This is a genomic window from Microbacterium sp. BH-3-3-3, assembly GCF_001792815.1.
Classification (GTDB): domain Bacteria; phylum Actinomycetota; class Actinomycetes; order Actinomycetales; family Microbacteriaceae; genus Microbacterium.
In genome coordinates this window covers 2,538,990-2,563,396 of sequence record NZ_CP017674.1, presented here as the reverse complement: position 1 = coordinate 2,563,396, position 24,407 = coordinate 2,538,990, and the positions used below count along the sequence as shown (strand labels likewise).

21 protein-coding genes are annotated in these 24,407 nt (G+C 71.6%); 9 read left to right on the top strand and 12 right to left on the bottom strand.

Annotated features, from left to right (window positions below):
- Positions 1-65: 65 nt before the first annotated feature.
- On the bottom strand, positions 66-1,064 hold the full coding sequence (locus BJP65_RS11735; protein ID WP_070409266.1) for an aldose 1-epimerase family protein: 999 nt from the start codon (positions 1,062-1,064) through the stop codon (positions 66-68).
- Between the two features lie 128 nt (positions 1,065-1,192).
- Between BJP65_RS11735 and BJP65_RS11730 the strand changes: the two genes are divergently transcribed.
- From BJP65_RS11730 to BJP65_RS11710, 5 genes are all read left to right on the top strand, one after another.
- Positions 1,193-2,032 carry a class I fructose-bisphosphate aldolase gene (locus tag BJP65_RS11730; RefSeq protein WP_070409265.1) on the top strand — a complete coding sequence of 280 codons (840 nt, stop codon included), beginning with the start codon at positions 1,193-1,195 and terminating at the stop codon, positions 2,030-2,032.
- On the top strand, positions 2,029-3,186 hold the full coding sequence (locus BJP65_RS11725; RefSeq protein WP_070409264.1) for a Gfo/Idh/MocA family protein: 1,158 nt from the start codon (positions 2,029-2,031) through the stop codon (positions 3,184-3,186). Before BJP65_RS11730 ends, BJP65_RS11725 begins: the two co-directional genes overlap by 4 nt.
- Before the next feature lie 200 nt (positions 3,187-3,386).
- On the top strand, positions 3,387-4,382 hold the full coding sequence (locus BJP65_RS11720) for a LacI family DNA-binding transcriptional regulator (protein WP_055840007.1): 996 nt from the start codon (positions 3,387-3,389) through the stop codon (positions 4,380-4,382).
- Positions 4,383-4,548: 166 nt separating this feature from the next.
- On the top strand, positions 4,549-5,697 hold the full coding sequence (locus BJP65_RS11715; RefSeq protein ID WP_070409262.1) for a nucleotidyltransferase family protein: 1,149 nt from the start codon (positions 4,549-4,551) through the stop codon (positions 5,695-5,697).
- 229 nt (positions 5,698-5,926) lie between these two features.
- A complete protein-coding gene (locus BJP65_RS11710; RefSeq protein WP_055939267.1) occupies positions 5,927-7,000 on the top strand; it encodes a glycosyltransferase family 1 protein in 1,074 nt (357 codons plus the stop codon).
- A 37-nt stretch (positions 7,001-7,037) separates the two neighbouring features.
- Here the strand turns inward: BJP65_RS11710 and BJP65_RS11705 are convergent, their stop codons facing one another.
- A complete protein-coding gene (locus tag BJP65_RS11705; protein ID WP_070409261.1) occupies positions 7,038-8,135 on the bottom strand; it encodes a glycosyltransferase family 4 protein in 1,098 nt (365 codons plus the stop codon).
- A gap of 138 nt (positions 8,136-8,273) precedes the next feature.
- Here BJP65_RS11705 and BJP65_RS11700 point away from each other — a divergent pair, with 138 nt between their 5' ends.
- The 4 genes from BJP65_RS11700 (at position 8,274) to BJP65_RS11685 (ending at position 12,823) form a co-directional block, all read left to right on the top strand.
- Entirely contained in the window at positions 8,274-9,176 is a 903-nt protein-coding gene (locus BJP65_RS11700) for an SDR family oxidoreductase (protein ID WP_055839994.1), read from the top strand.
- Between the two features lie 216 nt (positions 9,177-9,392).
- Positions 9,393-10,787 carry an alpha/beta fold hydrolase gene (locus BJP65_RS11695; protein ID WP_070409260.1) on the top strand — a complete coding sequence of 465 codons (1,395 nt, stop codon included), beginning with the start codon at positions 9,393-9,395 and terminating at the stop codon, positions 10,785-10,787.
- Positions 10,784-12,334 carry a GMC family oxidoreductase gene (locus BJP65_RS11690; protein ID WP_070409259.1) on the top strand — a complete coding sequence of 517 codons (1,551 nt, stop codon included), beginning with the start codon at positions 10,784-10,786 and terminating at the stop codon, positions 12,332-12,334. Before BJP65_RS11695 ends, BJP65_RS11690 begins: the two co-directional genes overlap by 4 nt.
- 144 nt (positions 12,335-12,478) lie before the next feature.
- Positions 12,479-12,823 (top strand): LysR family transcriptional regulator, encoded by a 345-nt coding sequence (locus BJP65_RS11685; protein ID WP_055839982.1) that lies wholly within the window; start codon positions 12,479-12,481, stop codon positions 12,821-12,823.
- Positions 12,824-12,914: 91 nt separating this feature from the next.
- On the opposite strand, the gene BJP65_RS11680 is transcribed toward BJP65_RS11685, so the two are convergent.
- The 10 genes from BJP65_RS11680 to BJP65_RS17020 all read right to left on the bottom strand — a co-directional run bounded on the left by BJP65_RS11680 (position 12,915) and on the right by BJP65_RS17020 (position 24,375).
- Entirely contained in the window at positions 12,915-14,555 is a 1,641-nt protein-coding gene (locus BJP65_RS11680; protein ID WP_070409258.1) for an ABC-F family ATP-binding cassette domain-containing protein, read from the bottom strand.
- A 34-nt stretch (positions 14,556-14,589) separates the two neighbouring features.
- Positions 14,590-15,519 (bottom strand): site-specific tyrosine recombinase XerD, encoded by a 930-nt coding sequence (gene xerD, locus BJP65_RS11675; protein WP_055939282.1) that lies wholly within the window; start codon positions 15,517-15,519, stop codon positions 14,590-14,592.
- A 1-nt stretch (position 15,520) separates the two neighbouring features.
- Positions 15,521-16,099: an NUDIX hydrolase gene (locus tag BJP65_RS11670; RefSeq protein WP_055839970.1), complete on the bottom strand. Its 579-nt coding sequence runs from the start codon at positions 16,097-16,099 to the stop codon at positions 15,521-15,523.
- A 1-nt stretch (position 16,100) separates the two neighbouring features.
- Entirely contained in the window at positions 16,101-17,798 is a 1,698-nt protein-coding gene (locus BJP65_RS11665) for a CTP synthase (RefSeq protein ID WP_070409257.1), read from the bottom strand.
- A 130-nt stretch (positions 17,799-17,928) separates the two neighbouring features.
- Complete coding sequence (gene recN / locus BJP65_RS11660; protein WP_070409256.1) at positions 17,929-19,626, bottom strand: DNA repair protein RecN; 1,698 nt, start codon at positions 19,624-19,626, stop codon at positions 17,929-17,931.
- Positions 19,623-20,543, bottom strand: coding sequence for an NAD kinase (locus BJP65_RS11655; RefSeq protein ID WP_070409255.1), 921 nt, complete (start codon positions 20,541-20,543; stop codon positions 19,623-19,625). Before BJP65_RS11655 ends, recN begins: the two co-directional genes overlap by 4 nt.
- The gene (locus tag BJP65_RS11650) at positions 20,540-21,340 is read right to left on the bottom strand and encodes a TlyA family RNA methyltransferase (RefSeq protein WP_070409254.1); all 801 of its coding nucleotides are present in this window, start codon (positions 21,338-21,340) and stop codon (positions 20,540-20,542) included. The genes BJP65_RS11655 and BJP65_RS11650 overlap by 4 nt, the downstream gene beginning before the upstream one ends.
- Positions 21,337-21,507, bottom strand: coding sequence for a hypothetical protein (locus tag BJP65_RS16825; protein WP_181015925.1), 171 nt, complete (start codon positions 21,505-21,507; stop codon positions 21,337-21,339). Before BJP65_RS16825 ends, BJP65_RS11650 begins: the two co-directional genes overlap by 4 nt.
- Positions 21,508-21,526: 19 nt before the next feature.
- Complete coding sequence (locus BJP65_RS11640; protein WP_070409253.1) at positions 21,527-22,564, bottom strand: HAD-IIA family hydrolase; 1,038 nt, start codon at positions 22,562-22,564, stop codon at positions 21,527-21,529.
- Positions 22,561-24,375 (bottom strand): primosomal protein, encoded by a 1,815-nt coding sequence (locus BJP65_RS17020; protein ID WP_181015924.1) that lies wholly within the window; start codon positions 24,373-24,375, stop codon positions 22,561-22,563. Before BJP65_RS17020 ends, BJP65_RS11640 begins: the two co-directional genes overlap by 4 nt.
- Positions 24,376-24,407: the final 32 nt, after the last annotated feature.

Below are 24,407 nucleotides of genomic sequence, written 5' to 3'. Positions count from 1 at the left end.
TCATGGGGACGAAACCCTCGGGCGGGCTGCGCTGGAGTCAGCATGAGCCCGATGGGACAACGTTGTCAAGTCACGGAAGCATCTCGGATGACAGCGATGTCGAGACCGAGCTCCCACGAGGCTCCGGGGGCGAGTGCGCGCAGCAGCCCCCTCGCCCGCGCGTCGCCGCGACCGAGGATCGTCGCGGCCGTCGCCGGCTCCACCCCGAGCACCACCCCGCCCTCCTGCGCCACGCGCCACTGGAACATCCCCGGCAGCACCGAGGTGTCGAACGAGATCCGGATGCCGAGCCCCGACGGCGCGATCACCTCGGCGCTCACCCGACGGTCGGTCGGCAGGTCGTGCGCGAACACCTGCTCGGGGTAGTGCGCGACGGGTTCGGGGAACTCCGCCCACGACGACAGTCCCGCCTCCGCCGCGGCGTCGCGCGGCCGCACGCCCGTGGCGGGAGAGCGCAGCACCGAGCCCGTCTCCACCAGCGGCCAGCCGAGGTTGACGTGGTACAGCACCATGGGCTCCACCTCGCGGGAGCCGCGGTTGACGATCTCGTCGCGCAGCTCGATCCGCCCCTCACCGAGCGGAACCCGCACGCTCCGCCGCAGCTCCAGATGGGCACCGAGCACCGTGGCCTCCACGACGACCGCCTCGACCACCACGGCGTCCGGGGTCACCTCGGCCCGGGTGACGGATGCCGAGAGCCCGCTGTACCGCCCGTGCTGGGGGTGCTCCCCCTCGGCGTCGACCGACGGCGGGCCGAACGACAGCAGGCCGCAGGTCGTGACGAGACCTCCCCCGAACGAGGCGCCGAAGCCCCCCGCTCCCGGCCGCGGCCAGCCCGTGGGCGACACCCAGGCGAGCGGCACACCACGGTGACGCACCTGACCGAGATCGAGGCCGCGGTCGGGCAGCAGCTCGACCTCGAGGTCGCCCGCGATCACGCGCAGGCGCCGGGTTCCGACATCCGGTCCGTCGGTGCGCACCGATGCCTCCACGCTCGCGACCTGCGCCGTGCACCCCGCCCTGCGGCGCGCCTCGTCGATCGTCGATCCGTACAGCTCGCCCATGAGCGCCGCCTTCCTCGCCGTTGCGCGGCCCACGTTAGCAGTCGTTGACAACGTTGTCTCGCGCCCCGCATACTGACGGTCGAGCGCAGAGCCGCGCCCCGACCCGACGTCTCGGAGACCCACACCCCATGTCGAAACCCCGCCTCCACCGCCTCTTCAACGCGACCTCCGGCCGCGCGCTCGACGTCGCCGTCGACCACGGCGCGTTCCACGAACACGGCTTCCTCACCGGTATCGAAGACATGGCCGCCACCGTCCGGACGCTCGTCGAAGCCGGCCCCGACGCCGTGCAGCTCACGCTCGGCCAGGCTCCGCTGCTGCAGAGCGTCCCCGGCAAGCAGAAGCCCGGCCTGGTGCTGCGCACCGACATCGCCAACGTGTACGGCGACCCGCTCGAATCCCCCCTGCACAGCATCCACGTGCCCGACGCGATCGAGGTCGCCGTGCGCCTCGACGCCGTCGCCGTGTGCGTGAACCTGCTCGATCTGCCCGGCGAACCGCAGGTGCGCGAGCAGTGCATCCGCTCGATCCTGGCTCTTCGAACCGACGCCGAGCGGTACGGGATGCCGTTGATGATCGAGCCCCTCGTCATGCAGACCAAGCCCGGCAGCGGCGGGTACGGCGTCGACGGCGACACCGCCAAGATCGTCACCCTCGTGCGTCAGGCACGCGAGCTCGGCGCCGACCTCATCAAGGCCGACCCCACCGACGACATCACCGAATACCACCGGGTGATCCAGGCCGCCGGGGACACCCCCCTGCTGGTCCGCGGCGGGGGACGCGTCGACGACCGCACCCTTCTGGAGCGCACGCGCGCCGTGCTCGAGCAGGGCGCCCGCGGCATCGTCTACGGCCGCAACGTCATCCAGCATCGCGACCCCGCCGGCATCACCGCGGCCCTCATGGCCGTCGTGCACGACGACGCCTCGGTCGACGAGGCCCTGAGCCTGATCGGCGGTGCCGCATGACCGGCAAGAAGGTGGGCATCGGCATCATCGGCGGAGGACTGATGGGCCGCGAGATCGCCGCGGCGCTGCGCCGCTGGCCCGCCCTCATCGACCACCCCGTCGAGCCCGAGCTCGTGGCCGTCTGCGACATCAACCCCGCGGCGCTCGAATTCTTCGAGCGCATCGACACCGTGCAACTGACCACGACCGACCACCACGAGCTGCTCGCCGACCCCCGCGTCGACGTCGTCTACATCGCGGTGCGCCACGACCTGCACGAGCGGTTGTACGTCGACACCATCCGCGCGGGCAAGGCCCTGCTCGCCGAGAAGCCGTTCGGCATCGACCGGGCCGCCGCCGACGCGGTCGTCGCCGCCATCGCGGAGAACCCCGTGTCGTTCGTGCGGGTCTCGAGCGAGATGCCGTTCTTCCCCGGCGCCCAGTGGGCCGTCGACTACGTGCGCTCGGGAGCCCTGGGCCGCATCGTCGAGGCGAACTGCTCGTTCCTGCACTCCAGCGACATCGACGTGGACAAGCCGTTGAACTGGAAGCGGCAGAAGCAGTTCTGCGGCGACGCGGGCGTGCTCAACGACCTCGGCATGCACACCTGGCACGTGCCGCTGCGGCTGGGGTGGACGCCCGAGAAGGTGGTCGGCATCCTGCAGGACATCGTCACCGAGCGCCCCGGTCCCGACGGTTCCCCGCAGCCGTGCGACACCTGGGACAACGCCGTGATCCACTCCTGGGCCCGCCACGACGGCGCCCCCTTCCCGCTCACCACCCAGACCAAGCGCATCGCGCCGGGCCACAAGAACACGTGGGAGTTCGAGGCCATCGGCATGTCGGGTGGCGTGCGCTTCAGCACCAAGAACCCCAAACAGGTCGAGGTCTTCGCCGTCATCGACGTTCCCGGGGTCGGGCGCGAGCAGAGCTGGCAGAAGATCGACGCGGGCAGCCAGTCGGTGTGGCCCACGGTGACCGGAGCCAACTTCGAGTCCGGCTTCTCAGATGCCATCCTGCAGATGTGGGCGGCCTTCCTCGCCGAGTACGTGGGCGAGCTCGGCGACGGCTTCGGCTGCGTCCGCCCGGATGAGGCCGCGCTGACGCACCGGCTGTTCGCCGCCGCCATCGCCTCGCACGAGACCGGCGCGCTCGTCGCTCCGAGCTCTGTCTGACCTGCTCCCGCCAAACCCGTTGAGTGTCCAGGACTCGCCGCATCCGTCGCGCTGGCAGCGGCGTGTCTTGGACACTCGACGGGCGCATCAGCCCCCGCCGACGCGCGGATCCCGAAGTCGGCCCGCCCGGATCCCGAAGTCGGCCTGCCCGGGTCCCTATGCTCGGAGGATGCCGTGCCCGACGGCATCCGAGGAGACTCATGCGCAAGACCGGCCGCCCCACGATGGTCGACGTGGCCGCCGACGCGGGCGTGAGTCTCAAGACCGTCTCGCGGGTCATCAACGGCGAACCGAACGTCGACCCCGCGATGACCGAGCGGGTTCAGTCGGCCGTCGCGCGACTCGGCTACCACCGCAACGCCCTCGCCGCGAGCCTGCGCTCCGGCAATCGCGACACGGTGGGCTTCATCGCCGCCGACCTGTCGAACACCTTCTACATGGCCGTCGCCGCCGCCGTCTCGACCGTCGCGGCCCGCGAACGCATGCACCTGGTCATGGCCTCCAGCGAAGAAGACGCCGACACCGAGCGCACCCTCGCCCTCGACCTGTGCCAGCGTCAGGTCGGCGGACTCATCGTCGTGCCGACGGCCGACGACCACTCTTACCTGCGGCGCGAGGTCGAGCTCGGCACCCCGGTCGTCTTCCTCGACCGTCCCGGCAGCGGTGTGCCCGCCGACGCGATCCTGCTCGACAACCGCGGCGGGGCGCGCGCCGCCGTCGCCGAACTGCTCGAGGCCGGACACCGCCGCATCGCCGTCCTGATGGACGCCCGCGGGATCTACACGATGGCCGAGCGCTGGGCGGGGGTCCACGAAGCCTTCCGCGCCGCGGGACGCGAGCCCGATCCCGCGATGGTCGTCGACGGCCTCCACACCCCGGCGGTCGCCCGTGAGGCGATGCAGCGCCTGCTCGACCTCGACGATCCGCCCACGGCCGTGTTCTGCGCGAACAACCGCGTCACCATCGGCGCGCTCGAGGCCATCCTGCCCCGCGGAGCCGACGTCGCCATCGCCGGCTTCGACGACTTCGAACTCTCACGTCTGCTCCCCCGGCGCATACGGATCGTCGACTACGACGTGGCCGACCTCGGCACGCGCGCGGCCGAGACGCTCCTCGCCCGCAGGGCCTCTCCCGCGACGGGGTCGCACACGCACCTCGTTCCGACGCGTCTGGTGGACCGGGGCGGCGTGCGCTGAGTCGACGTGCCTCGCGCACGTGCGGTGGCGAGGGAACGCGCGTCGCGGGTGATGTCGCGGACGAACTTCTCGTCGCCGTCCGACGGCGGAGGGCGCACATCGATCCGCGCGCGCCGCGGCACGCGGAAGAGTGAGAGATCGCCCACCACCCACCCGGGAGCGTTGCATGAGTTCTTCCCCGCCCGCCGACGGGTGGTTCGCGATCGCCCACGGCGCCCTCGACGTGCGGGGGTCGGCCCTGTTCGACGCCGGTGCCGAGATCCTGATGGTCCCGACCGACCCCGGTGACGCCCTGTGTCTGGTGGGCGCGGGCGCCATCCTCTGGCGTCGACTGATCGAGCGGGCCCCCGTCGGCGACGGCGACCTCGAGCCGGCGGAGCGCGAGATGCTGGCCCAGATGAGCGTCGCGGGCCTCGTCTCCCGCGATCCCTCCCACCCCGCGCGAGTGCTCCGGCTCGACCCGCCGACGCTGTCGTCGCCGCTGCACGAGCTCGTCTACGCCCTGACGGCCCGCGTGGCCGCGCAGCACGGCATCCCCTGCGTGTTCACGAAGGGCCCGGCGCTCTTCCTCCAGGGGTTGCGCGAGCGCGAGCACTCCGGCGACGTCGACGTGTGGTGCGACCCGGCTCAGGGCGACATCCTGGCCGCGGCCCTCGAGCCGTGGGGGTGGTCGCGTGAGCCCGATCCGTGGCGCGGCACCTCGGTGCACCACACCGCCACCATGACGCCACACGGCTGGGGCTGCGAGATCGACGTGCATCGCCGCTTCCCCGGTCTCACCCTCGCCGACGCCGACGCTCTCGCGATCGTGCTCCGCGACGCCGAGCCGATGCGCTTCGCCGGCGTCGAGATCCGGGTGCCGCGCGCCGACACGCACGCCGTCCTGGCCGCCGTGCACGCCGTGCGCCCCGTCATCGGGGCGGGACCGCGCACGCGGGCGACGTCCGACACGGCCGCCCTGCTGCTCGCCCGGGCACCCGGTTCCCTCGATCGCGCGCGCGAGCTCGGCGCGGTCGGCGTGCTGCGCGACGAGCTCGCACCCCTGGCTCCCCCGGGGTCCCTCGACGGCGACCACGGCGTCCCGCGCGACTGGGCCTGGCGCGCCGAGTCCAGCCGGGCCCGCGCCTACTGGGCGGCGCTTCGGGGCGAGCCCCCGACGACGCGGGCGGGTCTGCTCCTGCGCTTCGTCTGGCCGCCCGACGACATCGCGCTCGCCTCGGCCCGCCGCGCGGGTGAGGCCACCGACGACCCCGACCGGGCGCGCCGCCGGCGCCTCGTGCGGGGCCTGCGCGAATGGCTCCGCGCGCGCGGGTGACGACGCGCCCGGCGTCGAGGGGTGAGGAGCAGCGTGAACGAACGGTGAGCACCGCCGCCGCGCGTATCCCCCTCCGCCGACGAACCCGGGCGCGGCCCGCGCTTCACCCGGGTGATCACCTTTCGGGGCGCGCGAACCGCGGCGAGCGCAGCGCCGAAGCTGAGACGTCGTCGCACCGTGTGTGCCCGCCCTGCCCACTCACCGCCGTCTCACTCCGGAGCCCTCCCGCATGTCTGCTTCCGACACCCCGCTCGTCGTCAACGGCCGTTTCCTCACCCACCCCACGACGGGGGTCCAACGATTCGCCCGCGAGATCGTCCGCGAGCTCGCCCCCCTCACCGACCTCGTGGTCGTCGCCCCACCGGGTCGTCTCCTCGACGCCGACCTGGGCGTCGAGATCCGACAGGTCGGACGCCGCGGCGGTCACCTCTGGGAGCAGATCGATCTGCCCGCGCACCTCCGCCGATCGGGCACTCCGCTGCTGCTCGGCCTGGCCACGACCGGACCGGTGCGCTATCGGCCGCAGATCGTCGCGCACCACGACATCACCTACGTGCGTCATCCCGAGAGCTTCGCGCGATCGTTCCGCCTGCTCTACCGCGCCTTGATCCCGCCCCTGCTGCGCTCGAGCGCCCGCGTCATCACCGTGAGCGGGTTCTCGGCGCGCGAGATCGCCCTGCATTACCGAGTGCCGGCCGACAAGCTCCGCGTGGTCGCCAACGCCGTCTCGAGCGACTTCCCCGCCGACGGCCCCGCGCACGACGAGGGGTCCCCGTACCTGCTCGCGGTGTCCTCACCGAACCGTCACAAGAACTTCGACGCGCTGCTCACGGCCTTCGACCGGGCCGACCTGCGGCAGATACGCCGCCTGCTCATCGTCGGCAACCAGGCGAAGGCCTTCCACGCGTCGATGAGCGCCACCGCCGGCGACCGGGTGCGCTTCCTCGGTCGCGTCGACGACGACGAGCTCGCGCGCCTGTACCGCGGCGCGACGGCGTTCGCCTTCCCGTCGCTCTACGAGGGCTTCGGGATCCCCCCGCTCGAGGCGCAGCGCATGGGTACGCCGGTGCTCGCCGCGCGGGCGGCCTCTCTTCCCACCGTGCTCGGCGACTCCGCCCTGTGGGTCGACCCGAGCGACCCCGACGACATCCGCCGGGGGATCGAGCGCCTCGACGGCGACCCCGCGCTGCGGGCCGAGCTCTCCCGTCGCGGTCGCCTGAACGAGAGCCTGTACTCGTGGGCCGACTCCGCCGCGCGCGTGGCCGCGATCGTGGCGGAGGTGCGCGCCGAGCTCCGCCCCTGACCGGCGCCGTTCCGCGGGCGCGTCAGACGACGGCCCGTCAGCGAGACCCGCCGTCGGCCACCTCGCCGAACCACGCGCGCTCCAGCGCCACCCGCTGCGCCCGCGCGGTGCGGTCCCCGAGGTAAGCGCTCCAGGCCGCGTGATTCGCGTCGCTCCACGCCCCGAGCCGGCCGGCGCGAACGGCATCCACGAAGCCGCCGAGACCCTGCTCGATCGTCAACGCGGGCGCAAGCCCGGGCAAGGCGGGAATGGCGCGCGCGAGGATCGGCGCCCCTACCGCGTGGGCATCGAGCAGCGCGATCGGGAATCCCTCCCACGCGGCGGTGTGCAGGTAGAGGTCGAGCTCTCTCAGCTGCGCACCGACCTCGGTCGCGGGGAGCCATCCGGTCACGTGCACCCGCGGCTCATCGTGCCCCGCGGCGGCGGCGCCCCCGTCGGCGCTGCCGATCCATCGGGCCTCCACCGGTTCGGCCAGCGCCGCGCGCAGCTCCTGCACCCGCGCGCGGAAGTAGTCGGGGTCCTTCTGGGCCGCCCAGCGTCCCAGCATGCCCACGCGCAGCGACGCTCCCGCCGTCCGCGTGCGCCGAGCGGCGATCGGCGCGGCGGCGTCGGGAAGCGACGAGACGTTCGGCACCGTGACGATGTGCTCCGGCGCGACACCCAGGCCGAGGGCCTCGGCGCTCTCCCCCGGGCCGCACGCGGCCACGATGGTGGCGCGTCCGCGCAGTAGCGTCTCGACGGCGCGGAAGGCCGCGCGCACCGGTGGGGCGACGTCGGTGCGCACGAAGGCGTAGCAATGAGGGGTGTAGACGACGCGGGCGCGGCGCGGCGCCCCCCACAGCCGGAGGTACGCACCCGGAAAGGTCGAGTGCGCGTGCACCACGTCGAACGACGCGGTGCGCAGCAGGTGTCGCAGCCCGAGAACCGCCCGCCCCACCGATGCCGTGTCCCACTCCCGATGGATCGCGGTGGTTCCTTCCCACACCGCGGCGGGGGCGCCGTCCGAGAACGGCGCGGCGATGACATGGTCGACGCCGGCCGGGGAGTTCGCGACGTACGTCCGCACCGCGACGGGGACACCTCCCGTCACCCGGTCGACGAGGTGCAGGACACGGCGGGGCGCGGGGGCGGTCACCCGTCGACGCTAGGGATCCTCCGCGCCGTCACCGGCGGGCGAGGGCGGCGGCGCCCCCGGGTGAAGCGTGGCGTGCGCGGCATCCGCACGTCCGTCAAGGCCCCGACCCACACGGGGGCCGGTGCGTACCGTCGGGCCATGACTTCCGCTCGCGACCAGTTCACCTTCGACAACCCGGTCACCCGCTACGCCCGCGTCGAGCCGCCCGTTCAGCATCAGCCCGAGCCCGGCGTGCAGGCAGACATGACCCCCGTGCCCGACCTCGGCGAGAAGACCTACCGCGGCCTGGGCCGCCTGGTCGGACGCAAGGCACTCATCACGGGCGGCGATTCCGGCATCGGCGGGGCCGTGGCGATCGCGTTCGCCCGCGAGGGCGCCGATGTCGCGATCGTTCACCTGCCCGCCGAGCAGCGCGACGCCGACCACATCCTGCAGCAGATCCGGGATGCCGGGCGCACGGGCGTCTCGATCGCGATCGACATCTCCGATCCGAGCGCGTGCCGTGAGCTCGTCGCCCAGGCCGCCGAGGCGCTCGGCGGCCTCGACATCCTGGTGAACAACGCGGGCAAGCAGGTGATGGTCGACAAGGTCGACGACCTGTCCGACGAGCAGTTCGAGCAGACGTTCCGCACGAACGTCTTCGCCCCGTTCTGGATCACCAAGGCCGCGCTCGCGCACCTTCCCGAGGGCGGCACGATCATCAACACCGCGTCTCTCGAGGCCTACGTCCCCGCCCCCGACCGCCTCGACTACGCCGCCACCAAGGCGGCGATCAACAACCTGTCGAAGGGCCTCGCCCAGCAGCTCGCCCCCCGCGGCATCCGGGTCAACGTCGTCGCCCCCGGTCCCACGTGGTCGGCGCTGCAGGTGAGCCAGGGCGTCTCCGACGACCAGATGGAGCACTTCGACGACGAGAGCACCTACCAGCGCGCGGGGCAGCCCGCCGAGATCGCCCCGGCGTTCGTGTTCCTGGCATCGGCGGAGTCCAGCTACGTCTCGGGCGAGACGTTGAACGTGAACGGCGGCATGGTCACGCCCTGACCGGCCCGCCTCGCGCCCGGCCCCGCCCCGGGCCGAACTCCTGACTTCTCCACCTCCGCCGATGCCGCGCGCCCTTACGCGCCCGGTGGCGCCGGTTTCTCAGGAGTTCGGCCCGCATCCCGCCTCCACCGCCGCGAGGCCCGCGGTGCCCTTGCGCAAAACGTCCCGATCCGCAACCGACCCTTCCGCACCCCCGCGGTAAGCGAGCGTGAAGACATGCCCTCCGAGAACGCCGTCGCCCCGGGCGAGGCGCCCGTCACCCTGTACATGCTGCACGCGCTCGGCGCGAGCGCCGACTCCTTTGATCGCGTCGCCGCACAGCTCTCGGGCCGGGTGCGCGTCGAGGGCATCGACCTCCCCGGCTTCGGCTCGGCGGCGGCCGCGACGGACTCCTCCCTCGACGCCACCGTCGCCCACGTCGTCCACCACCTCGCTGCCCACGCGCGCGGCCGGTGGATGCTGGGCGGCCACAGCATGGGCGGCAAGATCGCCGCACTCGTCGCCTCCCAGGTCCTGCGCGGAGACGCCCCCCTGGTCGGCCTGAGCGGCATGGTGCTGATGGCGCCGTCGCCCCCGCGTCCCGAGCCGATGGACGAGGAGCGCCGCGAGCTCATGCTGTCGTGGGTGTCCGACGGGGCGATCTCGCAGACGGATGCCGAGACCTTCCTCGAGCAGAACACCGCCGAGCCGCTCGATCCCGAAGCCCGCCGCCTCGCCCTGGCCGATCTCGGACGCACCTCTCCCGCCGCGTGGCGCGCGTGGCTCGAGACGGGCAGCCGCATCGACGCGACCGCCGAGGTCGGCACCCTCGACCTCCCGGCGCTCGTGCTGGCGGGCACCGACGACGCCGATCTCGGAGCCGCGGCGCAGCCGGGCCTGCTCGCCGCGGTGTACCCGCGCGCGCGGTTCGTCCCCCTCGACGACACGGGGCACATGATCCCCCTGGAGCGCGCACCCGAAGCGGCCGACGCGATCGCACGGTTCGCGACCGACGAGGCGCTGCTCGGCCCCGTCGTCCCCGCAGAGTGGGCGACCCTCATCGCCGGCGACCGCGTGGATGCCCGCGTGCGCGGCATCCTGAACCGTCGCGCGGTTCCCGACGACCGCGGTTACGCCCCCGAAGTGCTCGACGTCGCACAACTCATGCTGCTCCGCGAGATCGCCGACATCGTCGTCCCGCAGGAGGGACCGGCGATCGACCTCGCCGCCCGCGTCGACGCGCAGCTCGCGCGCGGTGAGGGTGACGGGTGGCGAAACGCCGACCTGCCGCCCGACCCCGAGGCGTATCGAGCGGGGCTCGACACCCTGGCATCCGTGTGGCCGACCGACCCCGTCGCGCGCGAGGACGTTGTGCGCGCCGCGATCGAGGGAACGACGGCGGCGACGGGCTCCTTCGACGCCGCTCAGCTGACGGCATGGCTCGAAGACGCCCGCAACGACCTCGTGCGACAGTGGCTGGCCCACCCGGCGAGCATGGCGCGCGTCGGTTACGACGGGTTCGCCACCGGCGGCAGTCCGATGCGCGGCTACGTGGAACTGCGGCTGGGACGCCGAGAAGACTGGGAGCCCGCCGGTGTCGGCGGCTCGATCGCGGCGGGAGACGCAGCATGAACCTCGAGCAGATGCGCACCTTCACCGACGACGAGATCGTCGACGTCGTCGTCATCGGTACGGGCGCCGGTGGCGCGCCCCTGACGGCGGAGTTGGCGGGCAAGGGCCTCAGCGTCGTGGCGCTGGAGGCCGGACGCCACTTCTCGCTCGATGACCTGACCCCCGACGAGACCGAGGCCGTCGAGATCAACTGGATGTCCGAGCGCCTCAGCGGCGGCGACGATCCCACCGCGTTCGGACCCAACAACAGCGGGCGCGGCGTCGGCGGCTCGATGCTGCACTGGGGGGCGTTCACGCCCCGCCCGGACCGCCGTGACCTCAAACTGCGCGCCGAGTCGGGTCAGGGCCGCGACTGGCCCGTCGACCCCGACGAACTGCTGGCCTATGTCGAGCGCGTCGAGGGCGACATCGGCGTCTCCGGCCCGACGCCGTACCCGTGGGACCCCAGCCGCCGGTACGCCTACGCGCCGGCGAAACGCAACGCACCGGCGAACCTCGTGGCGAAGGGCTGCGACGCCCTCGGCATCCGCTGGGCCGACGCGCCGGCGGCCGTCCTCACCCGGGCGCGCCTGCAGGATCACCACGGCGAGCGCGGCGCGTGCATCAACTGCGGCGAGTGCCACCAGGGATGCCGGACGGATGCCAAGGCCTCCACCGCCAACACGTATCTGCCCGCGGCGGTCGCCGCCGGGGCCGAGATCCGCAGCGAGGCGATGGTGCACGGGATCGAGCTCGACGCCCGCGGTCACGTCGAGGCGGTCGTCTACCGCAAGGACGGTGTCGACCGACGCCAGCGCTGCCGGACCCTCGTCCTGGCCGGAGGCGGGGTCGAAACGCCCCGACTGCTGCTGCACACGGGTCTGGCGAACGACAACGGTCAGGTCGGCCGCAACTTCCTCGCGCACGGGGCGACGCAGGTGTGGGGCCGGTTCGACGAGCCGGTGCGCGGGCACCGCGGGTATCCGTCGTCGCTCATCAGCGAAGACATGATGCGTCCCGCCGACGCGGACTTCGCCGGGGGCTACCTCGTGCAGAGCCTCGGCGTCATGCCCCTCACTTTCGCCACCACGCTCACCCGCGGGGGCGGCCTGTGGGGCCCGGAGCTCATGCAGCGTCTCGACCAGGCGCGCTTCATGGCCGGCATCGGCATCAACGCCGAGTGCCTGCCGTCCGACGACAACCGGCTCGAGCTGGTCGACGAGACCGATGAGTTCGGCATCCCTCGCGCTCGGGTGACGTTCACCGCGGGCGAGAACGAGAAGGCGATCGACCGCCACGCCACCGCGTTCATGCTGCGGGTGATGCAGGCTGCGGGGGCGCGCGAGACGATGGTGCTGGCCCGCTCGGCGCACACCATCGGCACGTGCCGCATGTCGGACGATCCCTCCGACGGAGTGGTCGACGCCGACGGTCGCTCGCACGAGATCCCCAACCTCTGGATCTGCGACAACTCGGTGTTCCCGTCGGCGATCGCGGCGAACCCGGCGCTGACGATCATGGCCCTGTCGCTGCGCACCGCCGACCGTATGCTCGCCTCAGCCGCCTAACCCGCCGCGCCGCGCCGCGCCCGCCCCGACGCCGTGCCGCCCACCCCCCTGTTGAGTGTCCAAAACACGCCGCAGGGCCCGGTGCGCGGGCGGCGCGTCGTGGACACTCAACGGGCTGCCGCCGAACACGCGAGAATGGATGCTATGAAGCTCGAGCACCTCGTCCGGTTCACCGCCCTCGCCGAGGAGCTGCACTTCCCCCGCGCGGCGGAGAAGCTCCGCATCCCCCTCGCCTCGCTGTACACGACGATCGACAAGCTCGAAGAAGAGGTGGGGCAGCCGCTCGTGTCGCGCACCCCGCCCACGCAGCTGACCCCCGCGGGCCAGTTGCTCCTCACCGAGGCCCGGCACCGCATCGCCGACGCGCCGCCCGCGGCTCCCCGCCAGAAGGCACCCGGCGGAGGCAAAGCCAAAGCGTCGAAGGGAAAGGGCCGCGCCCCCATCGTGAAGGGCGAGCCCAAGCCGTACAAGAAGCGCCAGGGCCGCTGACCCCCGCCCTCCCCACGCATAAACGCTGATCCTGCACATAAACGCGCTGTCTGAGCGTTTCCGCGCAGGATCGGCGTTTATGCGGGTCTCGCTACAGCTCGGTCACGACCCCGGCTTCGACGCGCCAGCGCCGGTCGGTCTGCACCGCGGCGAGCATGCGCCGGTCGTGCGTGACGAGCAGCAGCGTGCCGGTGTACGACTCCATCGCCTGCTCGAGCTGCTCGATGGCGGGCAGGTCGAGGTGGTTGGTCGGCTCGTCGAGCACGAGCACGTTGACGCCGCGGGCCTGCAGCAGGGCCAGCCCCGCGCGCGTGCGTTCCCCCGGCGACAGCTGATCGACGGGGCGGGCGACGTGATCGGCCTTGAGCCCGAACTTCGCCAGCAGCGTCCGCACCTCGCCCGCGTTGAGCTCGGGCACGAAGCCCTCGAAGGTCTCGGCGAGCGGGCGCTCCCCCACGAACAGCGAGCGCGCCTGGTCGATCTCGCCGATCTCGACGCTGGCGCCGAGGCTCGCCGAGCCCTCGTCGGGCGCCTGACGACCCAGGATGCCGCGCAGCAACGTCGATTTGCCGGCACCGTTGGGGCCGGTGATGCCGATGCGCTCGCCCGCGTTGACCTGCAGCGACACCGGGCCGAGGGTGAAGTCGCCCTGCCGGAACACCGCGGCGGACAACGTAGAGACGACCGAGCTCGACCGTGGCGCCGACCCGATCGTGAACTCGAGCTGCCATTCCTTGCGGGGCTCCTCGACCTCGTCGAGCCGCGCGATCCGGCTCTCCATCTGTCGAACCTTCTGCGCCTGCTTCTCGCTCGATTCGGCCGCGGCCTTGCGGCGGATCTTGTCGTTGTCGGGTGACTTCTTCATCGCGTTGCGCACACCCTGACTCGACCATTCGCGCTGGGTGCGAGCCCGCCCGACCAGGTCGGCCTTCGTCTCGGCGTACTCCTCGTACTTCTCGCGCGCCTGCCGGCGCACCGTCGCCCGTTCCTCCAGGTAGGCGTCGTAGCCGCCCCCGTACACGCGGTGGGAACTCTGCGCCAGGTCGAGCTCGAGCACTCGCGTAACCGAGCGCGCGAGGAACTCGCGATCGTGGCTGACGAGCACCACGCCGCCCCGCAGCCCCCTCACGAACGTCTCCAGTCGCTCGAGGCCGTCGAGATCGAGATCGTTGGTGGGTTCGTCGAGCAGCGCGATGTCGAACCGCGAGAGCAGCAGCGCCGCGAGCCCCACGCGCGCGGCCTGCCCTCCCGAGAGCCCGGTCATCTCGGCATCCGGTCCCACCTGCAGGCCGAGGTCGGCCAGGACCACCGGCATCCGCTCGTCGAGATCGGCGGCGCCACTGGCGAGCCAGCGTTCGAGTGCGGTGGCGTAGGCGTCGTCGGCCCCCACCGCATCGGGATCTCCGAGCGCGGCCGCGGTGGCGTCCATCTCGCGTGTCGCCTCGGTAGACCCGGTGCGGCGGCCGATGTACTGGGCGACGGTCTCGCCGGGCACGCGTTCGTGCTCCTGCGGCAGCCAACCGACGAAGGCGTCGGCCGGAGCGAGGGTGATCGACCCGCCCTGCGGCTCGTCGACGCCGGCGAGCAGACGCAGCAGCGTGGACTTGCCCGCACCGTTGGCCCCGACGACCCCGATCACGTCCCCGGGGGCGACGGTGAGGTCGATGCCGTCGAACAGGGTGCGGTGTCCGTGGCCTCCGGCGAGGCCCTGTGCGACGAGCGTTGCGGTCATCCCTCTAGTCTCTCAGGGCACGCTGACGCCCCCGTCACCGCGCCCGCGGATGCGACGTGGCATACACGTCGCGCAGCGCGTCGACCGTGACGTGCGTGTAGATCTGCGTCGTGGCCACCGACGCGTGGCCGAGCAGTTCCTGCACCACCCGCACGTCCGCCCCACCCTGCAGCAGGTGCGTCGCGAACGAGTGCCGCAGCGTGTGCGGCGAGACGTGCGCGGTGAGTTCGGCGCGCTCGGCGGCGGCCTGGATGATCAGCCAGGCGCTCTGTCGCGACAGCGGCGCCCCGCGCACCCCGAGGAACAGTCGCGGTGTGGCGCGTCCCCGGGATGCCAAGCCCGGACGCACCCGCGTCAGGTACGCCTCGATCGCGGCACGCGCGTAGGAGCCCACCGGCACGATGCGCTCCTTGTCGCCCTTGCCGCGCACCCGCAGCAGGTCACCGTGCGCGGTGTCGTCGACGTCGAGCTGCACGATCTCCGACACCCGCGCGCCGGTCGCGTACAGCAGCTCCAGCAGTGCCCGGTCCCGGATCGCCGACGGTTCCGCCGCTGAGGCGTCTTCGGTCTTGGGCGCGGGACCCGCGGCATCCAGCAGCAGGTCGACCTGGGCGATGGTGAGCGCCTTGGGCAGACGGCGGGGTGCCTTCGGGGGCCGCAGTCGACCCGTCGGGTCATCGTCGGCGCGCCCCTCACGCACGAGGAAACGGTGCAGTCCCCGCACCGACGACTGCAGGCGCGCGAGCGACGACGACGCGGGAGGAGGTTCCGCCGACGCGCGTTCTGCGGCGAAGTCGGCGATGAGAGCCGGCGTCACGGCATCGATCGTCGTCACCCCTCGCTCCCGCAGCCAGGCGACGTACACCGTCAGGTCACGGCGGTACGCGGCGGACGTGTGGTCCGAGAGCCCACGCTCGAGCGCGACGTGGCGGAGGTAGGTCTCGACCGCGCGCTCGAGCTCCACGTCAGGCCGACGCGGCCTCGCGGCGCAGCACCTCGGCCGCGGCGAGCGCGCCGGTGGCGAGGATGCCGTTGCGCAGGCGCCCCGACAGCACACCGTCGATGACATCGGCCAGCGGCACCCGCTCGACGCGCATGTCGGACTCTTCGTGCTCGCGCTGGTAGTCGGTCTCGACCGTCGTCAGTCCCCGCGCGAGGAAGAGGTGCACGACTTCGTCGTTGCCACCGGGGGTGGTGTGCATCGACACGAGGTGCTGCCACCGCGACGCCTCGAGGTCGACTTCTTCGGTCAGCTCGCGCTTCGCCGTCTCGAGCGGGGGTTCGCCGGCCACGTCGAGGAGCCCGGCCGGGATCTCCCAGTCGCGTTCCTTGATCGGGTGCCGGTACTGCTGGATGAGAACCACGCGCCCGTCGTCGTCGATGGCCACCACCGCGGCCGCTCCCGGGTGGGCGACGTACTGACGGGTCATCTCGCCGTCGCCGTAGCGCACGGTGTCGGAGCGGACGTCCCACACCGCGCCCTCGTAGACGAGCTCGCTCGAGAGCACCTCGAGCTCGACGGATTCGTCGCGCAGTTCTTCCACGTCAGTCCTCCTCGACGTCGAACAGCTCGCTCGAACGGTGACGGTCGAGAGCCGCCGCGACCAGGCCGCTGAACAGCGGGTGGGGCTCGGTCGGGCGCGAGCGCAGCTCGGGGTGGGCCTGGGTGGCGATGTAGTACGGGTGCACGTCGCGCGGCAGCTCGACGAACTCGACGAGGTCGAGGTCGGGGTTGAGGCCCGAGAACACCAGACCGGCGTCGCTCAGCTGCTGGCGGTAGGCGTTGTTGACCTCGTAGCGGTGACGGTGGCGCTCCGAGATCTGCGACTGCCCGTACAGGTCTGCGGCGAGCGAGCCGTCGGCGAGGGCGGCCGGGTACAGGCCCAGGCGCATCGTGCCTCCGAGGTCGCCGCTCTCGAGGATGTCGACCTGCTCCGCCATGGTCGCCACGACGGGGTGGACGGTGTCGGGGTCGAACTCGCTGGACGAGGCACCCTCGAGACCGGCCATCGTGCGCGCGTACTCGATGACCATGCACTGCAGACCGAGGCAGATGCCGAGGGTGGGAATCCCCTGCTCGCGCGCGAAACGCAGCGCGCCGAGCTTGCCCTCGATGCCGCGGATACCGAACCCGCCGGGCACGATGATGCCGTCGACAGCCGCCAGAGCCTTCTCGGCGCCCTCGGGCGTCTCGCACAGGTCGGACGGGATCCACGTGATCGTCACGTGGGTCTCTTGGCCGAAGCCGCCCGCCTTGATCGCCTCGGTGACCGACAGGTAGGCGTCGGGGAGGTCGATGTACTTGCCGACGAGCCCGATGGTGACTTCGTGCTTGGGGTTGTGCACCGCCTGCAGCACACGCTGCCACCGCGACCAGTCGACGTCGGCCGCCTTGTCGAGGTCGAGCGCGTCGACGATGTAGGCGTCGAGACCCTGATCGTTCAGCATCGAGGGGATGTCGTAGATGCTGGGCACGTCGATCGCGTTGACGACCGCGTCTTCGTCGACGTCGCACATGAGCGCGATCTTGCGCTTGTTCGACTCGGTGACGGGACGGTCGCTGCGCAGCACCAGGGCATCGGGCTGGATGCCGATGGAGCGCAGCGTCGCGACGGAGTGCTGGGTGGGCTTGGTCTTCTGCTCGCCCGACGCGCCCATGAAGGGCACGAGCGAGACGTGCACGAAGAAGACGTTCTTGCGGCCGAGCTCGTGGCGGATCTGGCGTGCCGATTCGATGAAGGGCTGCGACTCGATGTCGCCGACCGTTCCACCGATCTCGGTGATGATCACGTCGGGCTGCGGGCTCTCACTGGCCTGCAGGCGCATGCGGCGCTTGATCTCGTCGGTGATGTGCGGAATGACCTGCACCGTGTCGCCGAGGTACTCGCCGCGGCGCTCGCGCGCGATGACCTGCGAGTAGATCTGGCCGGTGGTGACGTTGGCCGCCTGGCTCAGCTCGATGTCGAGGAAGCGTTCGTAGTGCCCGATGTCGAGGTCGGTCTCGGCACCGTCATCGGTCACGAAGACTTCGCCGTGCTGGAACGGGTTCATCGTTCCCGGATCGACGTTGAGATACGGGTCGAGCTTCTGCATGACCACGTGCAGGCCTCGCGCCGTGAGGAGATTGCCGAGGCTTGCCGCCGTCAGGCCTTTTCCGAGGGAGGAGACCACTCCTCCGGTGACGAAGATGTGCTTCGTCGTGAAGATCTTGTCGTCTGAATGTCCCGCGTCCGAAGTCTGCATCACGGGCTTCGATCCTATCAGTCAGCTCGGTCGATGGTTCTCGCGGATCTCATCCGCCTCGTTCGGGAGTCTCGCACCACCCTCCGACATCCGCATCACCGCAGCGTGAAGATCGTGCGGCGAGCGCGCGTCACCGAACGGAGCGTCCCGTTTGCAGCAGCTCCCGGGCGTGGGTGAGGGCGGCGTCGGAATCGCTCAGGCCCGACAGCAGGCGAGCCATCTCGGCCTCGCGTTCTGCGCCGTCGAGTCGCCGGACACTGGATGCCGTGACCGCACCGTCGTTGCCCTTGACGACGGTGAGGTGGTTCCCGGCGAAGGCGGCGACCTGGGCCAGGTGGGTGACGGCGATGACCTGCGACGACTCCGCCAGCCGTGCCAGACGGCGGCCCACCTCGATCGCCGCGGCGCCGCCGATCCCGGCGTCGACCTCGTCGAAGACGAACGTGGGAACCGGGTCGACTCCGGCGATGACGACCTCGATGGCGAGCATGACACGGCTGAGCTCTCCGCCCGAGGCCCCGCGCGATACGGCTCGCGGATCCGCGCCGGGGTGCGGGGCGAGCAGGATCGTGACCTCGTCGCGGCCGTGCCCGGCGGGAACAGCGGGGGCGACCTCGACCGTGAGCCGGGCGTCGGGGAGCGCCAGAGCGTGCAGCTCCTCGGTCACCGCGGCACCGAGGCGCGCGGCGGCGTCCCGTCGCGCGGCGCTCAGGTCTTCGGCGGCCGCATCCAGTTCTGTCGCGGCCGCGTCGCGCTGCGCGCTGAGGCGTTCGATCCGGTCACCGTCGTCGTCGAGTTCGACCAGACGGGCCGAACCCGTCTCGAGCAGCGCGATCGCGGCATCCACCGATCCGTGGGCGCGAACGAGACCCGCGAGCACGCCCCGTCGCTCGTCCACGGCCGACAGCTCATGCGGACCGGACTCGTCGAGATCGGCGAGGTACCCCGACAGCGCCACCGACGCGTCGGTGGCGCGGTAGCCGAGATCGGCGACCTGCTCTCCGATCGCCGCGAGCGCGGCGTCGCTGCCCGCGATGCGTTCGAGGGCTCGGCGCGCCTCGGCGAGCAGGGTGACCACGTCAGGGGTGCCGTCGTCGTTAGACAGCGCCGCGTGCGCGGTGACCGCCGCCAGGCGCAGTTCCTCGGCGTTCGCCAGACGCTCCGCGCGCCGAGCCAGTTCGTCTTCTTCGCCTTCGACGGGGGCAGCGGCTTCGATCTCGGCGATCGCGGCTCGCAGCTGCGCGGCTTCTCGGGCGCGATCGTCGCGATCGGCGGTGAGGGTGGTCAGCTCGGCGTCGAGGGCGCGCCAGAGGTCCCACGCGCCGCGGTAGGCGGTGCGGGCCGCCGTCACCGGGCCGCCGCCGAAGCGGTCGAGTGCGTCGCGCTGTGCCGACGAAGACTTCAACCGCAGCTGGTCGGACTGCCCGTGCACGACGACGAGATCGTCGGCGAGGTCGGCGAGCACACCGGCCGGAGCGGTGCGTCCGCCGACCGTCGCGCGTCCTCGTCCCTCGCTCGAGACGGTGCGACCGAGATACAGCTCAGCGCTGCCGCCGCCCACCGGTTCGACGTCACCGCCGGCCTCGCGCACGCGGGAGGCCACGGGGCCGTCCTCGGGAACGAGCCAGACGCCCTCGACCGTCGCCTGCGCCGCGCCCTTGCGCACGGCGCTCGAGTCGGCGCGCTGGCCGAGCAGCAGTCCGAGACCGGTGACGACCATCGTCTTGCCGGCGCCGGTCTCGCCCGTGATGGCGGTGAATCCCCGTCCCATGGGCAAGGTGGCGTCGGCGATCACACCGAGATCGCGCAGGCGCATCTCTTCGATCATGACGGTCCCCCCGCCACTCCCCGCCAACCCGTCACGGGGAGGTGGAACTTGCGCACGAGGCGATCGGTGAAGGCGGCCGGGTGCAGCCGTGCCAGCCGCACGGGCCGGGACGACCGGCGCACGACGACGCGCGCACCCGGGGGCAGGTCGTGCGAACGGCGACCGTCGCACCACAGGATGCCGCTGCCGCTCGTGCGCTCCAAGACCTCGACCGCGACAGTGGCCTCGGGGCTCACCACCAGGGGGCGCGCGAAGAGCGCGTGCGCCGACAGCGGCACGACGGCGATCGCCTCGACGGTCGGCCAGACGATGGGGCCCCCGGCCGAGAAGTTGTAGGCGGTCGAGCCGGTCGGGGTGGCGACGACGACGCCGTCGCAGCCGAACGACGACAGCGGGCGACCGTCGACGGCCATGACGACCTCGAGCATGCGCTCGCGGCTGGCCTTCTCGACGGTGGCCTCGTTGAGCGCCCACGTCTCGAAGATGACACGGTCGTCGGCGTCTTCGATCTTGACGGCGAGCGCGAGGCGCTCCTCGACCGTGTAGTCCCGGTCGATCACCCGACGCACCGCGTCGTCCATGTCATCGCGTTCGATCTCGGCGAGGAATCCCACGTGCCCCATGTTGACGCCGAGGATGGGGGCCGTGCTTCCGCGCACCATCTCGGCCGCGCGCAGGATGGTGCCGTCCCCGCCGAGGACGATGGCGAGCTCGACGTCGTCGATGCCCACGTCGACACCCAGGGTCGCCACGCCCTCGAGGCCGAGGCGCTCGGCGAGTTCGGGGCGGTCCTCGGCCGAGACGACGGGAGTCGCCCCCGCCGCGCAGATGGCCGTGATGATGCGTTCGGCGGCATGGACGGTGTCGTCACGGCGCGCGTGGACGACGAGGAGGATTCGGCGATCGCTGGGGGTCATCGGCTTCCGGTCAGTCGGGTCACGGTGCTCTCCCATTGTGAGGGCTCTGTGCCGTGGACGGCCGAGAACCACGCGACGTACTCCTGGTTGCCATGGGTTCCGACGATCGGCGACGCGATGAGACCCGCGGTGCGCAGGCCCACGTCCCACGCGGCCCACAGCACGCCGTGCACGGCGTCGGACCGCAGAGCCGGGTCGGTGACGAGCCCACCCTTGACCGCGGTGCGGCCGACTTCGAACTGGGGCTTGATGAGCAGCACGACGTCGGCGGTCGGATCCATCGTCTCGACGATCGCAGGAAGAACGTGGTGGAGCGAGATGAACGAGAGATCACCGGTGACGATGCGTGGCCGCTCGTCGACGCCCGTCGCGGCGGCGAGAGAGGCGGCGGTCATGAACCGCACGTTATACCCCTCGACCGACACCACGTCCGGGTCGGACTCGACGACGGTGGACAACTGCCCGTGGCCCACGTCGACGGCCAAGACGGGGCGAGCGCCGCGTTCGCGCAGAACCTGGCTGAAGCCGCCCGTCGACGCGCCCAGGTCTACGGCGACGACACCGTCCACGACGATGTCGAAAGCGTCGAGCGCCGCGAGCAGCTTGTGGGCTCCCCGACTGACGTAATGGTCGGATCCGGCCACGTCGATGACGCTGTCGTCGCCGACCTGCGCCGACGTCTTGACGACCGGACGCCCGTCGACGCTCACGAGCCCGTCGACGACGAGCTGAGCGGCGTGCGAGCGGGAGCGGGCGAGCCCTCGGGCGGCGAGCTCCGCATCGAGACGGGGAGTCACGCCCGCCGCGCTGCCGGGGTGTCGGTCGGTGCCGATTCGAGGCGGCGCGCCAACTCGTCCTGCACGGCGGCGTAGGCCTCCGCGCGCGCTCCCAGCGGCTGCTCCTCGATCATCCGCAGACGATCGACGAGTTCGGGAACGGCATCGGGGGCGGAGCTGTCCGACATGGATGCCATGCTACCGACGTCAGCGCACGCGGAACGGGTCCGCGTACAGCTGTTCGGGTACGCGGAAGCCGAAGATGGCGCGTCCGGAGTTCCAGATCGCCGCGGCTCCGGCGCGCAGAAGGTCGATCTGCCGACCGCCCTCCGCGACGATGCGCAGGTCGACACCATCGACCTCGACGATCGCGTCACCCACGCGGGTGCGTGCGCCCTTGACGATGGTCTCGGGATACGGTTCGAAGAGTTGGCGCAGATCCTCGACGATGTAGTCGGGACGCTGCGACGCAATGGCGGCGAGCACCTGCTTCGGCCGGTCGATCCCGGTCAGTACGAGCAGCGAGGGCATGCCCGCGGTCCGCGCTCCCTGGATGTCGGTGTCGAGCCGGTCTCCGATGAACAGCGGCGCCTTCGCCCCTGTCCGGGTGATCGCCTCGTCGAAGATCGGACGCTCGGGCTTACCGGCGATCGTCGCCAGGCGTCCCACCGCCGTGTGCACGGCCGACACGAGGGTGCCGTTTCCCGGGGCGATGCCACGCGCCTGCGGAATGGTCCAGTCGGTGTTCGTCGCGACCCACGGGATGCCGCCGTCTTCGACGGGGGTGGCAAGCGCGTAGGCCGCCTCCGCCAGGTGCGCCCATCCCACGTCGGGGGCGAAGCCCTGCACGACGGCCGCGGGGGCGTCGTCGGCACTGCGGGTGACGACGAAGCCGGCCTTCTCGACCTCGACGACGAGACCCTCGCCGCCGATGACGAGAAGGGTGGAGCCCGCGGGCACGAGGTCGCGCATGAGCCGCATGGCCGCCTGCGGACTCGTCGTGACGTCCTCGGCGGCGACGCGGAGTCCGAGCGACGAGAGGTGCTCCGCGACCGATGCATCGGTGCGCGAGGCGTTGTTGGTGATGTAGCCGAGCCGGCGCCCCTCGTCCTGGGCCCGGTTGAGACTGTCGACGGCGTGCGGGAGCGCACCGGGGCCCGCGTACACGACGCCGTCGAGGTCGGCGAGCACGACGTCGATGCCGTCGAGCGGAGTCGACGCCGTCCTGCCGCGGCCGAAGATCATCGCGCGTCCTCGTCGGGGGCGGAGGACTCCGTCGAAGCGTCAGAGTCAGCGTCAGCCTCGTCGACGTCCACTGCGCCAGCAAAAACCGCATCGGCGTCAGCATCAGTGACATCGGCGTCGTCAGCGGAGGTGGAGGTGTCGCCAAGGTCTTCGATGTCGTCGACGCCGAGGTCTTCTGTCGGGATGACCCCGGATGCCACGTCCACACCGCCCTCGTCGTCGATGAGTTCGATCTCCTCGACGACGATCACTTCGCGGTCGGCGACGCCCGCTGCGGCGTCGAGGGCGTCGGCAGCGATCTGTGCACGGCGTTCCCACTCCGCCGCTTCGGCGTCACGCCCGAGCTCCTCGAGCACCGCGGCGCGAGCGCTGAACAGCGCGGGGCTCCACTCGAACGCACGGTCGGGGTCGGCCTCGGGGATGTCGAGTTCCTGGAGCGCCCGTTCCGTTTCTCCGAGGTCCAGACGAGCACCGGACATCGCGATCGCGAGCTGCACACGGACCGGGACCGAGAGCTTCGAGCGGTCCACCGCGCGGCCCTCTTCCAGCGCGCGATCGGGTTTGCCGACTCCTCGCTCGCTGTCCACGATGAGCGGCACCTGATCGTCGGAGCCCGTGATGCGACGGTGGGTGCGCAGCTCTCGCAGGGCGAGGGCGAAGTCCCCCACCGCATAAGCGGTGATGGCGACCGTCTCGCGGACGACGCCGACACGGCCGGCGCTCCGAGAGGCCGCCAACGCGTGCTCGTGCGCGAGCGCGGGGTCTTCGTCGATGAGACGCGCGGCCATCGCGAGATGGCGGGCGACGTTCTCGGCGTTGTCCTTGCTCAGCGTCTTCAACTCGTTGCGTGCCGCGCCCGGCAGATCCCAGGCCGTGATCTCTTCGGGGATCTCCGGACCCCGCTCGCGCCGGTCCTGCGGCGGACGCGTGGCACGTGCGTCGTCACGATCGAAGCGGCGGGGTGCGCCCGCACCGGGACGCCGGTCACCTGAGGGACGACGGTCATTCCCGCCGGCGAAACCGCGATTGTCGCCCTCGCGACGATACGGACGATCACCGTCACGCGGCGGACGCGAGTCATTGTCGCGACGGTAAGGGCGATCGCCATCACGCGGCGGACGCGAGTCATTGTCGCGACGGTAGGGGCGGTCGCCGTCACGCGATGGACGGGAGTCACCCGAACGGGGCGGACGTGAATCGTTGTCGCGACGGAACGGGCGGTCACCATCACGCGGCGGACGCGAATCATTGTCGCGACGGTAAGGACGATCACCGTCACGCGATGGACGGGAGTCACCCGAACGGGGCGGACGCGAATCGTTGTCGCGACGGAACGGGCGGTCACCATCACGCGGCGGACGCGAGTCATTGTCGCGACGGTAAAGACGGTCACCATCACGCGGCGGACGCGAGTCATTGTCGCGACGGTAGGGGCGATCACCGTCACGCGATGGACGGGAGTCACCCGAACGCGGCGGACGCGAATCGTTGTCACGACGGAACGGGCGGTCGCCATCACGCGGCGGACGCGAGTCGTTGTCGCGACGGAACGGGCGATCACCGTCACGCGATGGACGAGAGTCACCCTCACGCGGCGGACGCGAATCCCCCGAACGCGCAGGACGCGAATCATTGTCCCGACGGAACGGGCGGTCGTTGTCGCGCGGAGGACGGGCATCGCCCTCACGACGGAATGGACGGTCACCGCGTGGCGACGCCCCGTCCCTTCCGGAAGACTGCCCGCGACCGGACGCGCGGTCGCCCGAGCGTCCTTCGTTGCTCTTGCGATCGTTCGCGTCATTCGTCGACATGACTGGCCTTCCCGGGAAATGTGCCCGTAAAT